This is a genomic window from Massilia sp. GER05 (genome assembly GCF_052056005.1).
GTDB lineage: Bacteria > Pseudomonadota > Gammaproteobacteria > Burkholderiales > Burkholderiaceae_D > Telluria > Telluria orientalis.
Window position 1 is genome coordinate 4,946,941 of sequence record NZ_CP178858.1, and the last position, 13,600, is coordinate 4,960,540.

Genomic DNA, 13,600 nt, shown 5'->3' on the forward strand with positions numbered 1-13,600 from the left:
ACAGGTCGAGACCGCCATGACTGACAACAGAGTTTTCAACGTACTATTTCTTTGCACCGGCAACTCCTCGCGCAGCATTATTGCCGAGGCCATTCTCAACGCGACCAGCGCGGGCCAGTTTCGCGCCTACAGCGCAGGAAGCCATCCAGGCAGCTCGGTGCATCCCTTTGCGATCGAGCAGATTGAACGGCTCGGCTTCCCCGTCGACGGCCTGCGCAGCAAGAGCTGGGATGAGTACGCAGTTGCCGATGCTCCGCATATGGACTTCGTGATCACGGTATGCGACAAGGCCGCTGGCGAGGCGTGTCCCCGCTGGCCAGGGCACCCGATCACGGCGCATTGGAGCTTCGAAGATCCTGCTGCATTCGTGGGAAGCGACCAGGAGCAGCGCCAGGTCTTTGCCCGGACATGCCGCGAGATCAAGAATCGTCTCGACATCTTTTCCATGCTTCCATTTGCGACGCTGTCGCGCCTGGCTATCCAGAAGGAACTGATCGCCATTGGTCGTTCGGACGTGCCGCTTCCGTGAGGGCTTGCCGCACAGGCATCAGTTCCACTATACTGGAAATATCACATATTTAGACGAGATCATGGACACGAAACCCGCACTTGCCGCGCTTGCCGCCCTCGCCCAGGAATCAAGGCTGGCAACCTTTCGCTTGCTCGTGCAGGCTGGCCCTGCAGGACTTTCCGCAACCAAGATTGCCGAGGCACTCGGCACGCCTCCCTCATCGCTGTCCTTTCATCTGAAAGAACTTACCCACGCCAACCTGGTGATTCCGCGCCAGGAAGGCCGTTTCATCATTTACGCAGCGAACTTCGACACGATGAATCAGCTGCTGGGCTTCCTGACCGAGAACTGCTGTGGCGGCAATCCTTGTTCGCCAACGAATGGCTCGGGATGTGAGCCCATCGCTTCCAGCCAAACAAGCTAATTTCTGCGCTTATTTCCTCTCAACCTAAGGTCTACCGTGAACGTACTTTTTCTTTGCACCGGCAATTCGTGCCGCTCGCTCATCAGTGAAGCCGTCTTCAATCATCTGGCTCCAACTGGCTGGCACGCCATCAGCGCAGGCAGCCAACCGACCGGCAAGTTGAACGACAAGGCGCTCGCCCTGCTCGCCAGCAAAGGCATTTCCACCGAGGGCTACTACAGCAAGTCCTGGGACAATTTGCCCGTCACCCCTGACCTCGTGGTCACGGTGTGCGCCAGCGCTGCCGGTGAAGCCTGCCCGGCCTACCTCGGCCCCGTGCTTCGTACGCATTGGGGTGTCGAAGACCCGAGCCACGTCGTCGGCACCGAAGAGGAAATCAACGCCGCCTTCGAGAAGGCCTACGCGATCCTCCGCGCCCGTATTGAAGCCTTCCTCGCCCTGCCGCTTGAGGAATTGAATTCCGACCGCGCGAGGTTCAAGACCGAACTCGACCGCATCGGCCATATCGGCGCCTGAACGCCACCTTCCGTTACGTCGGCCGGGCCATTGTCCGGCCCATCCATGTGCCAGTCGCTCCCTGAAAGACTTCCGTGCTGATCGCTTTTCTCATCTTCCTGATAACCCTCACCTTCGTCATCTGGCAGCCGCGCGGCCTCGGTATCGGCTGGAGCGCCGCCGCGGGCGCAGCCGTGGCCCTGCTCGCCGGCGTCATCCACGTCAGTGACATTCCCACCGTCTGGCACATTGTCTGGAATGCCACCGGTGCGTTCGTGGCCGTGATCATCATTAGCCTCCTGCTCGACAAGGCAGGCTTCTTCGAGTGGGCGGCCCTGCACGTGGCGCGTTGGGGTGGCGGTAGCGGCCGGCGCCTGTTTGTGCTTCTTGTCTTGCTGGGTGCGGCCGTGGCCGCGCTGTTCGCCAACGATGGCGCGGCGCTGATCCTGACGCCCATCGTCATCGCCATGCTGGTAGCTTTACGGTTTTCGCCGAAAGCCACGCTCGCTTTCGTGATGGCTGCCGGCTTCATCGCCGATACCGCCAGCCTGCCGCTGGTCGTGTCGAATCTCGTGAATATCGTCTCAGCCGACTATTTCAATATCGGCTTCGCGCGCTACGCCGCGGTGATGGTCCCGGTGAACCTGGTGTCGGTAGCCGCGACGCTTGCCGCGCTGGTTTGGTTCTTCCGCAAGGACATCCCCGCCGACTACGACCTGGCGCAGCTGAAACGCCCCGAGGAGGCCATCCACGACCGCGCCACCTTCGTCACCGGCTGGTGGGTGCTGGGCATGCTGCTGATCGGCTTCTTTTGGCTTGGCGATGCCGGCATCCCGATCAGCGCCGTGGCCGCGGTTGGCGCAGTGCTGCTGCTGGCTGTCGCTGCGCGCGGGCACCGGATCTCGACCCGCGAGGTGCTGCGCGGCGCCCCATGGCAGGTCGTCGTGTTCTCGCTAGGGATGTACCTGGTGGTCTATGGACTGCGCAATGCCGGGTTGACGGACTATCTGACTGCCCTGCTCAACCGCTGCGCCGAGCATGGCGTGTGGGGCGCAGCGCTCGGCACCGGCTTCATTACTGCCATCCTGTCGTCGATCATGAATAATATGCCGACCGTGCTGGTGGGTGCGCTGGCAATCGACGCCACTACCGCACAGGGCGTGGTGCGCGAAGCGATGGTGTACGCGAACGTGATCGGCGCCGACCTCGGGCCGAAGATCACGCCGATCGGCAGCCTGGCCACGCTGTTGTGGCTGCACGTGCTGTCGGCGAAGAATATCCAAATCTCCTGGGGCTACTACTTCCGGATCGGTATTCTCCTGACCTTGCCGATCCTGCTGGTGACGCTGAGCGCGCTTGCCCTGCGCCTGAGCTGAAAGTGAATCAAATGAGCAAAATCCCGAACCTCCCCAACATCAAGCCCGAGCTGCTGGACCTGCCCACGCTCGCGAAGCTCGAACCGGCCGGCCCGATGGACCACCCGCCGCGCATCCTGATGCTGTACGGGTCCCTGCGCGAACGGTCCTTCAGCCGCTTCCTCACCTACGAAGCGGCGCGCATCCTGGAGCAATTTGGCGCAGAGGTGAAGATCTTCGATCCCATGGAACTGCCGATGGTCGGCAGCGTGCCGGAGACGCATCCGAAGGTGGTCGAGCTGCGCGAACTGTGCCTGTGGTCCGAAGGCCAGGTCTGGTGCAGTCCGGAGCGCCATGGCGCGATCACGGCGGTGATGAAGAACCAGATCGACTGGATCCCGCTGGAGATGGGCGCGATCCGGCCGAGCCAGGGCCGCACCCTGGCGGTGATGCAGGTCTGCGGCGGTTCGCAGTCGTTCAACGTGGTGAACACCCTGCGCCTGCTGGGGCGCTGGATGCGCATGTTCACGATACCGAACCAGTCCTCGGTGCCGATGGCCTACAAGGAGTTCGACGACGAGGGGCGGATGCGGCCGTCGGCCTACTACGACCGGCTCGTCGACGTGATGGAAGAGCTCTTCAAGATCACGTTGCTGATGCGCGGACGAACAGATTATCTGACCGACCGCTACAGCGAGCGGAACGAGCGTGCGCTCAAGGCAATCAACCGGCAAATCGAAAAGCTGTAACACAATCTGCACCTCGGCTGCGGCTGAGCTGCAGGTGCTACGTCCTGAAATCTGTTCAGGAGAGGCTGGCGTCGGGAAAGTGGTCGGCAGGCAGCCCGACCGGGACTTAACCGCCGCAAGCCCCTCTGCGGTTACCATATGGGCGTCGAGATGACCGTACAAGGGCGAACATGACCTGGATAGTAACGAAATACCTGATCACGGCTGCCATGGTCGTGGCTGTTTCGGAATTCGCAAAACGCAGCGACAAACTGGGAGCACTGATTGCCGCCCTCCCCATGGTGACGGTGTTGACGCTAATCTGGCTGCATGTGGAGAAGCAACCGGAATCCAAGGTGGCAAACCACGCTTGGTACACCTTCTGGTACGTCGTGCCGACGCTGCCCATGTTCCTCGTGTTCCCCGCCCTCCTCGCCCGGCTCGGATTCTGGCCCGCGCTGGCCGTTTGTGTCGTCCTCACCATTGCCTGCTTCGCGTTGTTTGCGCTGGTCGTCAAGCGCTTCGGCATCACACTCATGTAGCGGGATAGAGGAATATGGATCGGTGGGTACTCTACGGCTTCATTTCGATGGCATTCGCGGGCTTCACCTCTGTCATCGCAAAGCTGGGACTGACCGGCATTTCAGGGGATTTGGGACTGGCCATTCGCACCTGCTTCGTATTTGTATTTGTGCTGATGTTCGCTGCGGTAGTCGTGCCGGTATCGCAGCTTGAAGCGCTCTCGTGGAAGAACTTCCTCTGGCTCGGCCTATCCGGCGTCACGACGGCCGCATCCTGGGTGTTCTACTACAAGGCAATCAAGCTCGGAGATGTCTCGACGGTCGCTCTGATCGATAAAGGGAGCGTGATCGTCTCCCTCTTCCTGGCTTGGCTGATTCTGCAGGAGGCAATCACGTTGCCCAAACTGATCGGGGGAAGCTGCATTGCCCTTGGTTTATTGATAATCGCACGCGCTTAGGGCCGGAGAGGCCAACGAAACGCCGCCTCACCGATCCTGGTTACATCAGCTGTCGACCGACACGACGAATCGTGCTTGTGCCGCACGTCGACGCAATACCATCCCCGTAATCGCGGGTAGCACGAACAGCGTAAGCACGGTCGAAGTGATCAGCCCGCCGATGACAACCGTTGCCAGCGGCTTCTGCACTTCGGCGCCGGTCCCGGTCGCGATTGCCATCGGCACGAAGCCGAGCGACGCCACCAGTGCCGTCATCAGCACCGGACGCACCCGCTCCATCGCCCCTTCCACCACGGCAGTCGCCGCGTCCAGGCCGTCCGCCAGGCGTTTGTTGATCGCAGAGATCAGCACCAGGCCATTGAGCACCGCGACGCCCGATACCGCAATGAAGCCGACCGACGCGGAAATCGAGAACGGAATCCCGCGCAACGCGAGCGCGAACACGCCCCCTGCCAGGGCCAGCGGCACCGCGGTCAGTACCGTGGCGGTCAGCACCGCATTGCCGATCGCCAGATACAGCACGGCGGAGATCAGCACGAAACATGCCGGCACGATGATCGCCAGGCGCTTCGTTGCCGCCTCCAGGTTCTGGAACTGCCCGCCCCACGCGATCCACGATCCCGGCGCCAGTTTCACGTCGCGGGCCAGCTGCGCCTGCGCGTCCTTCACGTAGCTCCCCAGGTCGCGGCCCGACACATTGGCCTCGACGTAGATGCGCCGCTTGCCGTTGTCGCGGCTGACTTCATTGAGCCCCTGCGTGAACCGGAACTGCACCAGCTGTCGCAGCGGTACCGAAGCGCGCGGCTGGCCTTCCGCGCCGGGCAGCATGACCGGCAAGGCGCCCAGTTCGTCGAGGTTGTTGCGGATCGCGCCCGGCAGGCGCACCACGACGTCGAAGCGACGGTCGCCCTCGAAGATCTGGCCGGCGGCCCGCCCCGCCAGCGCGGTCGACACGGTGTCCGCCACTTCCTTGATGGTGAGTCCATAGCGCGCGATGGCAGCGCGGTCGAAGGCGATGTCGAAGGTCGGGAAGCCTTCGGTCTGCGCCACGCGCACGTCCGCTGCGCCCGGGATCTTGCGCAGGACCGCCGCGACCTGTTTCGCGCTGACCGCCAGCTGGTCCAGGTCGTCGCCGTAAATCTTTACGGCCACGTCGCTGCGCACACCGCCGATCAGTTCGTTGAATCGCATTTCGATCGGCTGCGTCACGTCGTAGTTGTTGCCGACCAGGCTGGCCGTCTTGGCGCGGATCCGTTCGATCACCTGTTCTTTGGTGGTGACGCCAGCCGGCCACTCGCTCTTCGGCTTCAGGATGATGTAGTTATCCGATGCGTTTGGTGGCATCGGATCGGCGGCAAGGCTGGCGGTGCCGGCCTTCGAATACACAGTCTTCACCTCGGGCAGCGTCAACACCGCGCGCTCGAGCGGCAGGTCGAGCGCGACCGACTGGTCGATCGAGGTCGAAGGAATGCGCACCGACGACAGGTTCAGGTTCTGTTCGTCCAGGGTCGGCATGAACTCGCGTCCAACGAAGCTGAACACCACGCCCGCCAGTACCAGCACAGCGGCACCGGCGCCAATGAATGGAAGCGGACGCGCCACCGCCAGGCGCAGCCACGGCGCGTAGCGGCTCTTGGTTGCGGCGATCACGCGAACCTCCTTTTCTGCCACCGGCTTGCGCATCAGCACCGCGATCAATGCCGGCACGAAGGTCAGCGAGAGCACAAAGGCCGAGGCCAGCGCGAGCATCAGGGTGATCACCATCGGCGAGAACATCTTGCCCTCCACGCCCTGGAACGTCAGGCACGGCAGGAACACGAGGAAGATCACGAGCTGGCCGTAGACCGTCGGGCGCAACATTTCGCGCGACGACGCCACTACCTCGTCCAGCCGCTCTCTCAGATGCAGCGTGCGCCCTTCGCGGTGCTGGCGCTCGGCCAGCCGGCGCAGCGTATTTTCGACGATGATGACGGCACCGTCGATGATCAGGCCGAAGTCGAGCGCGCCAAGACTCATCAGATTGCCGGAAATACCGAGCGCGTTCATGCCGATTGCGCTCAGCAGGAGCGACAGCGGAATGACAAGGACGGCAATCATGGCGGCGCGCCAGTTGCCGAGCAGTGCGAAAAGAATGACGCTGACGAGCAGCGCGCCTTCCGCGAGGTTCTTCCCGACGGTCTCGATCGTGGCCATCACCAGTTGCGAGCGGTCCAGCGTCGGAACGATCCTGACCCCCGCCGGCAAGGTCTTGCCGATCTCCTCCAGTTTGATGCCAACGGCATGCGCGACAGTCCGACTGTTGGCACCCACGAGCATGAGGGCGCTGCCCACCACCGTCTCGACGCCGTCGCGGCTGGCCGCGCCGGTGCGCAGCTCTCCACCGATACCGACCTTGGCAACCTGCCCGAGGGTGACCGGCACGCCATTGCGGGTAGCAAGCACGGCGCGGGTGATGTCGTCGAGCGTGTGCATGCGGCCGTCAGCGCGTACCAGGTAGGACTCGCCCGACCGGCGAATATAGTTGGCGCCGACTGAGACATTCGCCTCTTCCAGCGTACGTGCCAGGTCGGCATAGGCGACGCCGAAGGCCGCAAGCTTGGCGGAATCCGGCTCGACCACGTATTGCTTGACGTAGCCGCCAAGCGAGTCGACGTCGGCAAGCCCCGGCGTTGTGCGCAGCTGGGGACGAATGATCCAGTCCTGTACGGTGCGCAGGTAGGCCAGCCGCGCCACCTCGTCCGTCAGGCGTTCGCCTTCCTGGGTCAGAAAGCTGCCATCCGTCTGCCAGCCGGGCTTGCCGTCATGGCGGGGAGCACCCTTGCCTTCCGGATGGGTGTACTCGATGCTGTAATGGAACACCTCACCCAGGCCCGTCGAGACCGGCCCCATCTGCGGCACCGCACCGTCCGGCAAATCGGGTTGCGCGCGCGCCAGGCGTTCGGACACTTGCTGCCGCATGAAGTACAGGTCGGCGCTTTCCTTGAAGACCGCGGTCACCTGTGAAAAGCCGTTGCGCGAGAACGAGCGCACGCTTTCGACGCCGTTCAGGCCCGAAAGCGCGGTCTCGATTGAAAAGGTCACCCGCTTTTCAATTTCGATCGGTGTGAGTGTCGGCACCACCGTATTGATCTGTACCTGCTTGTTGGTGATATCGGGCGTCACGTCGATGGGCAAGAGGTTCAGCTGCCAGGCGCCAATGGCGCCGATCACCGCGGTCAGGAAAAGGATCAGCCAGCGCGAGCGGACCGAGCCAGTCAATATGCTGTCGATCATCATTCCGCCTCTGCACTCTTGATCATGTCGGCCTTGATCAGGAAGGCATTCTGCGTGGCGACGGGCGTTCCGGCCTCGACGCCGGCGAGAATCTGCGCCGTGCCGCCGCTGCGGATGCCGACCCGCACCTGCTGGGCGCGAAATCCTTCTTTGGTACGCACGAACAGCACGTCTCGGCCGTCTATGTTCTGGACGGCGTCTTCCGGCACGACCAGGCCCGCGCCCCCATTTTTCATGTGCAGCCGAACCTGGACGCCTTCACCGACGACCAGCCCGGATGCAGGCACTGCCGGCACCACGATGACGGTCGCGCTACGGGCGCTGCCGCTGACGGTCGGCGTAACGGCGCGCACGGTTGCCTCCACCGGCGTCCCGCCAGCGGTAACGATGCTTGCCTTGTCGCCAGCAGCGACGCGACCGATGTCCGCCGCGCCTACCGACACTTCGACCCGGACCTGGCCGGCGCCGGCAACACGGAACAGTTCCGTCTGCGGCTGGACGAAGCCGCCCAGCGTCGTCGATTGCGCGGTCAGCATGCCCGAGATCGGGCTCACCACGGCGATCGACCTGCCGTCGCCGTTCACGCGCGCGGCGCGCGCGACCGATGCCGCACGCTGCGCATCCGCTTGCGCAACGGCCAGCTGCGCCTGCGCCGTCTCCAATTCCTGACGCGGCGTGACGCCCTGCCCGAACAGGCTCGATTCACGCTGGTATTCCTTGCGGGCCAGATCCAGCTTGGCCGCCGTTGCGTTACGCTCGGCCGCCATCGCGGCCGCGTCCTGGCTTTCGACTTCGGCCAGCGTCTCGCCGGCACGTACCTTGTCGCCGAGCTGACGCGTGATGCGCGTGACATTGCCGGCCGCGCGCGCCATTACCACGGCTTCGCTGTTCGGTTGTGCGGTCACCGCGCCCGGCGCCAGGAGCTCGGCCGTGACGCTGCCGGGCGCGACCGGTTCCACGGAAATCTTTGCAGCGGCCAGATACTCTGCCGGGATCGGTACGACGATGTCCGCGCCGGCCTTGGCGTTTGCCTGGGCCTGCGGAGCTGCCGCGGCGGCCGCAGGCCGATTCCTGCCCGTCAGCCAATATGCCCCGCCAAAGCCCAGTGCCGCGGCGATCGCCACCAGTACGATGACCTGGAACCAGTTAGCAGGTCGTGATTTTTGTTCCATCATGGGGATACTCCAAATACGTTGCGGCCTTCGGCCATTGACAGGGTCGCAAGGGCCCGCACACGGGCGAGCTGCGCGTCGATCGTCTGTAGCCGGGCATCGTTCGCGGCACGGCGAACGGTGAGCAGTTCGAGCAGCGAGGTCTTGCCGGCCTCGTAACCGATGCGCGCCAGGCGGTAGGCCTCGGCCGCGGCGGTTTCGCCTTGTTCCGCTGCCTGCAGCTGCCGGCGCGCCGCCGCGACCTGGATCAGCGCCGAGCGGTGCGCGGCGGCCGTCTCGAGCCGGGCTGCCTGCAGGCGCTGCGCTGCGCTTGCGGCTCGCTCACGGGCTGCGTCGGCGCCATACTTGTTACGGTCGAACAATGGAATCGATGCGGAGATCCCGACAGTCGCGGACTTGTCGCTCGACCAGGCATATTTGCGCATGCCCACCGTGACGCCAACGTCCGGCAGCCACCTGTTCTGTTCGGCGCGGGCCTGGGCGCTGGCCGCCGCAAGGTCCGCAGCCGCGCTGGCAAGCAGCGGAGCATCGGCGGCCTGCCATTGCGCATTTGGCTGGATCAGTGCAGCCTTGATCAGGAAGGGCTGGCCGATGCGGGTGTAGGGTTCGGCGGCGCCGGCCAGGGCCGACAAGCGTTCCAGCGCGTCCGCCGCGGCCGCCGAGGCGACTTCAAGCGATGCCTCGGCAGCGGAGGTGTTGGCCTGGGCCTGGGCCAGCCGCAGCTGCGCCTCGCGGCCGGCGGTGACGAGCGCATGTGCCGCGCGGAGGTCGTCCCTCGCGCGCTGCAATTCGGCCACGGCGACCTCCCTGCGCAACTGCATCGCCTCGGCCGTCGCGTAGGCCATGGCCAACTCGCCGGCGTAGGCGAGCCGCGCGACGCGTTCGCGTGCGCCGACGGCAGCCGAACCGCGCTCTTCGGCTTCGATCCGTGCCGAGCGCTTGGCGCCGATTTCAAATACTTGCGTCAGCGAATACGTATCCTGGCGCTGGTTCTGGCCGCTGCTGCGCGGCGCGCCGATGTCCTCGGCCGTGACGCCGAGCGTCGGGTTTGGCCAGGCATGCGCCTGCCTGGCCTGGGCACTGGCGGCACGCACGTTGGCCGCGCTTTCCAGCAATCGTGGCGCGTTGGCCTGCGCCTGCCGCAGCAAGGCATCGAATGCCGGCGCATCTTCCGCATGCGCCAGCGCGCAGGCTGCGCTCAGCGCGACAACGAGTGCCAGCGTCCGCAATGGCGTTGGCGAAGCCGGATACCCATGTGTTCGACGGACGAGCGCGCCCGGCCGTCTCAAGACTATTTGCATAACTACCCCTGAAAAATTAGCAGATGTGAAATTGCGCGGGACGGCTTTTCTCGAATGGTGAGCCGTCCCGCGATTCAGGCGGTGTAGCGTGGCGGGCGCAGCGGATGAAGCGGAATGTGATCCGAATAAGATTCGCACCGGATATCCGGTGCGATGCGTGTGATCGTGACCTGAGCCAGCTGCACGTCCATCGGCAGCGGCATGAATGACGCGCATTGATGCTCGAAGTCGGTCAGGTGCTGTATCGACTGCGGCGAACCATCGTCATGGGGCGAGCCATGCGCGTCATGGTGATGGGCAACGTGCTCCTCATGTTCAATCAGGTGCTTGGCGAACACCTGCGTGCCGTACCCTCCTCCCAACAAGTGTGCGAGACCGCGCTCCATCGCAGCGAAGGCCTGCAAGGGAAGCAGTACGAGCATGATGATCACGAGCACATTCTTCATGGGGTAAGGCGGACCTACGCTGACGCAACAAGGCAACACATTAGTATATTCACCCAAAAAAATAACTTCAACGTGCCGGTTCCTAGCACTCAGTACACAACCGGCCATCCCGCTTCCGTCCTCGGCACGCTGCGCGTATCGGTTGAAGCCGTAGCACGCAGCTTCTGATATTATACCCCCTTACCCTATATTCCGAGGTGATCAGTTGTCGCACACCAGCCGAGAAAAAGCGAAATTACTCGCCCGCGTCCGCCGCATTCGCGGCCAGGTCGAGGCGATCGAACGCGCGTTGGAGTCCGAAGCGGGCTGCGCCGAAGTCCTGCACTTGCTGGCGGCCAGCCGTGGGGCCATGAACGGCTTGATGGCGGAAGTGATCGAGGATCACGTCCGGGAACACGTTGCCGCAGGCGAGCTGACCGAAGCCGCGCGCACCGAAGGCGCAGACGAACTTCTCGAAGTGATTCGAGCTTATTTGAAGTAGGCATCCATGGCCGTCAAATCACCCTGTGTCGAGCTATGCCAGTTCGACGGCAAGACCGGCTTCTGCACCGGATGCCTGCGCACGCTTGTCGAGGCGCGCGAGTGGAAGAAAATGACCGATCACCGCAGGCACCAGATCATCAACGAACGCGCACGGCGCGAGAAAAAACTGGCCGGGCGATAGTGCAGCCGGGAGAGGAAACCCAATGCAAGACTTGACTCATCACCACGGTGTCGACGAGCTGACACACGACCATATCTTCGACCAGGGCAGCAACGCGGCCGAGCGCGGCACGCGCCTGGTCATGTGGATCACCGCGGCCATGATGGTGGTGGAGATCGCCGCCGGCTGGTGGTTCAATTCGATGGCCCTGCTGGCGGACGGGTGGCACATGAGCTCCCATGCGCTGGCGATCGGCCTGAGCGCATTCGCCTACTCCGCTGCACGCAAGTATGCGAAGGATCCGCGCTTCACCTTCGGTACCTGGAAGATCGAAATCCTCGCAGGCTACACGAGCGCCGTCTTCCTGCTCGGGATCGCGGCATTGATGGCGTTCAGCTCGATCGAGCGCATCTACATGCCTGAACCAATCCATTATCGAGAGGCGATCATCATCGCCGTGATCGGCCTGGTCGTGAACGTTATTTGTGCGATGATACTTGGCCATGCGCACCACGATCACGGCCATGGGCAGCACCACCAGGGACATGATCACGGCCATGGGCACGACGACGGACATGGTCACCACGACCTGAACCTGAAGTCCGCCTACATCCATGTCATTGCAGACGCGGCGACATCGGTGCTGGCGATCGGCGCGTTGGCCGGCGGCTGGGCGTTTGGTTGGTCCTGGCTTGATCCGATGATGGGTATCGTCGGTGCGGTGCTCGTCGCAGTTTGGGCAAAGAGCCTCATCGTTCAGACTGGAACAGTCTTGCTCGACCGTGAAATGGACGCGCCGGTCGTCGAGGAAATTCGCGAAGTCGTGGCAAGCGCGTCGACTGCCGGCTACACCAAGCTGGTCGATTTGCACGTCTGGCGCGTTGGCAAGCAGTTCTATTCCTGTGCCCTGAGTCTGGTGACGAATGATCCGGCCCTGACGCCAGCCAAGGTCCGGGAGCAACTAGCAATTCACGAAGAAATCGTACACGCGACGATCGAGGTACATTACCGGTCCGGCAACCCAGCATGAGTCGGTCCAAGCGATAACACCAGCATCAGCCCCTGGACCAGCCGGAGACGATGTCGGCCATGCCGCACAACGCGATCGCCGCGCCGGTCCAGTCCAGGGCCGACAGCTTGACGCCATCGACCACCCGCAACCAGACAAGGGCTGTGGCGACGTACACGCCGCCGTAAGCCGCATACACCCGGCCGCTGGCCGCTGGATGCAAGGTCAGCAGCCACACGAAGAGGGCCAGGCTTGCCGCGGCCGGCAACAGTAGCCACACCGGGCCGCTCTTACGCAGCCATAAATAAGGCAGAAAACAGCCGACGATTTCCGCAACCGCCGTGGCAATGAACAACAGGCCGGTCTTCCAGATCATTTTTTCTTTCTTTTCTTTCGTCTACCAGAACCCGTCTTCTTTACATACCCGTGCCCGGCCGAGGTAGCAGAATTCTGTTGGTAACAATTTAACGCGGAGACCAAGGGACAGGTAAGCTTGTCAGCTTGAGCGTGCATTCACAGATGAGCTTTGACAACGCCGCTTCCTTCCTCATGAGGTCCGCCAAGCGGGTCAGAATCTAGAATTTAAATTCAAGCGTTTCTACTGAACTTGTGGCGATTCACCCTCATAATTTTTAGGTTGCAAAGCACGTTCTACAAGCTCAATCAGAATGTGGATGACCTTAATATGAAGTTCTTGTACACGGTCAGCGTATTGGCCCGCGCTGGTGCAAATGCAAATATCGGCATGTGCTTCCAATTTCGACTGGGAGCGTCCGGTCAGACCAATCACCTTCATCCCTTTAGCTTTCGCCGCTTGGGCCGCAAGAACTACTGAAGGACTATTACCGCTCGTACTGATGGCAAAAAGAATATCTTCCGCACTACCGTTACCTTGGACGAAACGAGCGAATACGTGGTCATAGCCGTAATCGTTGGCAACGCAGCTGATATAGCTCGGATCACTGATCGCTACTGCCGCCATTGCAGGACGATCGTCACGAAATCGCCCGGATAACTCTTCCGCCAAATGCATGGCGTCGCACATGGAGCCACCATTTCCACACGAAATCACGCGGTGCCCCCTTTCCAACGCGTGGACTAGAAGGCTTGCGCTGGCTTCGATATTGCCCAGTTGCGTACTGTTATTGATGAGACGGTCTAGCGCATCGCGTGCCTCGACAAGATTGCCCTTGATGTAGTCGATCATTGCTTTTTCCTCGGTGTTCGATGTTGACGATGCCATTCGCTTGACCGTGCTTCGCGG

General features: G+C 62.6%; 16 protein-coding genes. 10 read left to right on the forward strand and 6 right to left on the reverse strand.

What is annotated here, in order from left to right; all coding sequences use genetic code 11:
• Positions 1-16: 16 nt before the first annotated feature.
• The 7 genes from ACL58G_RS21870 to ACL58G_RS21900 all read left to right on the forward strand — a co-directional run bounded on the left by ACL58G_RS21870 (position 17) and on the right by ACL58G_RS21900 (position 4,492).
• Positions 17-529 (forward strand): arsenate reductase ArsC, encoded by a 513-nt coding sequence (locus ACL58G_RS21870; protein WP_440963143.1) that lies wholly within the window; start codon positions 17-19, stop codon positions 527-529.
• A gap of 61 nt (positions 530-590) precedes the next feature.
• The gene (locus tag ACL58G_RS21875; RefSeq protein ID WP_075796165.1) at positions 591-935 is read left to right on the forward strand and encodes an ArsR/SmtB family transcription factor; all 345 of its coding nucleotides are present in this window, start codon (positions 591-593) and stop codon (positions 933-935) included.
• A 36-nt stretch (positions 936-971) separates the two neighbouring features.
• Positions 972-1,451, forward strand: coding sequence for an arsenate reductase ArsC (locus tag ACL58G_RS21880; RefSeq protein WP_440963144.1), 480 nt, complete (start codon positions 972-974; stop codon positions 1,449-1,451).
• Positions 1,452-1,525: 74 nt separating this feature from the next.
• Positions 1,526-2,806 (forward strand): arsenic transporter, encoded by a 1,281-nt coding sequence (locus tag ACL58G_RS21885; protein WP_440963145.1) that lies wholly within the window; start codon positions 1,526-1,528, stop codon positions 2,804-2,806.
• 11 nt (positions 2,807-2,817) lie between these two features.
• Positions 2,818-3,534: an arsenical resistance protein ArsH gene (arsH, locus tag ACL58G_RS21890; protein ID WP_440963146.1), complete on the forward strand. Its 717-nt coding sequence runs from the start codon at positions 2,818-2,820 to the stop codon at positions 3,532-3,534.
• Positions 3,535-3,704: 170 nt separating this feature from the next.
• Positions 3,705-4,055, forward strand: coding sequence for a DUF3147 family protein (locus tag ACL58G_RS21895; protein WP_440963147.1), 351 nt, complete (start codon positions 3,705-3,707; stop codon positions 4,053-4,055).
• 14 nt (positions 4,056-4,069) lie between these two features.
• On the forward strand, positions 4,070-4,492 hold the full coding sequence (locus ACL58G_RS21900) for an EamA family transporter (RefSeq protein WP_440963148.1): 423 nt from the start codon (positions 4,070-4,072) through the stop codon (positions 4,490-4,492).
• A gap of 45 nt (positions 4,493-4,537) precedes the next feature.
• Here ACL58G_RS21900 and ACL58G_RS21905 read toward each other — a convergent pair whose 3' ends face one another.
• The 4 genes from ACL58G_RS21905 to ACL58G_RS21920 form a co-directional block, all read right to left on the reverse strand.
• The gene (locus tag ACL58G_RS21905) at positions 4,538-7,765 is read right to left on the reverse strand and encodes a CusA/CzcA family heavy metal efflux RND transporter (protein WP_440968089.1); all 3,228 of its coding nucleotides are present in this window, start codon (positions 7,763-7,765) and stop codon (positions 4,538-4,540) included.
• On the reverse strand, positions 7,765-8,940 hold the full coding sequence (locus ACL58G_RS21910) for an efflux RND transporter periplasmic adaptor subunit (RefSeq protein WP_440963149.1): 1,176 nt from the start codon (positions 8,938-8,940) through the stop codon (positions 7,765-7,767). The genes ACL58G_RS21905 and ACL58G_RS21910 overlap by 1 nt, the downstream gene beginning before the upstream one ends.
• Entirely contained in the window at positions 8,937-10,166 is a 1,230-nt protein-coding gene (locus ACL58G_RS21915) for a TolC family protein (protein WP_440963150.1), read from the reverse strand. Before ACL58G_RS21915 ends, ACL58G_RS21910 begins: the two co-directional genes overlap by 4 nt.
• Positions 10,167-10,312: 146 nt before the next feature.
• The gene (locus tag ACL58G_RS21920; RefSeq protein WP_440963151.1) at positions 10,313-10,684 is read right to left on the reverse strand and encodes a hypothetical protein; all 372 of its coding nucleotides are present in this window, start codon (positions 10,682-10,684) and stop codon (positions 10,313-10,315) included.
• A 205-nt stretch (positions 10,685-10,889) separates the two neighbouring features.
• Between ACL58G_RS21920 and ACL58G_RS21925 the strand changes: the two genes are divergently transcribed.
• From ACL58G_RS21925 to dmeF, 3 genes are read left to right on the forward strand one after another with little or no spacing between them, the layout of a single operon-like run.
• On the forward strand, positions 10,890-11,165 hold the full coding sequence (locus tag ACL58G_RS21925; protein WP_440963152.1) for a metal/formaldehyde-sensitive transcriptional repressor: 276 nt from the start codon (positions 10,890-10,892) through the stop codon (positions 11,163-11,165).
• A 6-nt stretch (positions 11,166-11,171) separates the two neighbouring features.
• The gene (locus ACL58G_RS21930; protein WP_440963153.1) at positions 11,172-11,348 is read left to right on the forward strand and encodes a DUF1289 domain-containing protein; all 177 of its coding nucleotides are present in this window, start codon (positions 11,172-11,174) and stop codon (positions 11,346-11,348) included.
• A gap of 22 nt (positions 11,349-11,370) precedes the next feature.
• Complete coding sequence (gene dmeF / locus ACL58G_RS21935) at positions 11,371-12,357, forward strand: CDF family Co(II)/Ni(II) efflux transporter DmeF (RefSeq protein ID WP_440963154.1); 987 nt, start codon at positions 11,371-11,373, stop codon at positions 12,355-12,357.
• A 25-nt stretch (positions 12,358-12,382) separates the two neighbouring features.
• Here the strand turns inward: dmeF and ACL58G_RS21940 are convergent, their stop codons facing one another.
• Both ACL58G_RS21940 and ACL58G_RS21945 read right to left on the reverse strand, forming a co-directional pair.
• Complete coding sequence (locus tag ACL58G_RS21940; RefSeq protein ID WP_440963155.1) at positions 12,383-12,712, reverse strand: YnfA family protein; 330 nt, start codon at positions 12,710-12,712, stop codon at positions 12,383-12,385.
• A 222-nt stretch (positions 12,713-12,934) separates the two neighbouring features.
• Positions 12,935-13,543, reverse strand: coding sequence for an SIS domain-containing protein (locus tag ACL58G_RS21945; protein WP_440963156.1), 609 nt, complete (start codon positions 13,541-13,543; stop codon positions 12,935-12,937).
• Positions 13,544-13,600: the final 57 nt, after the last annotated feature.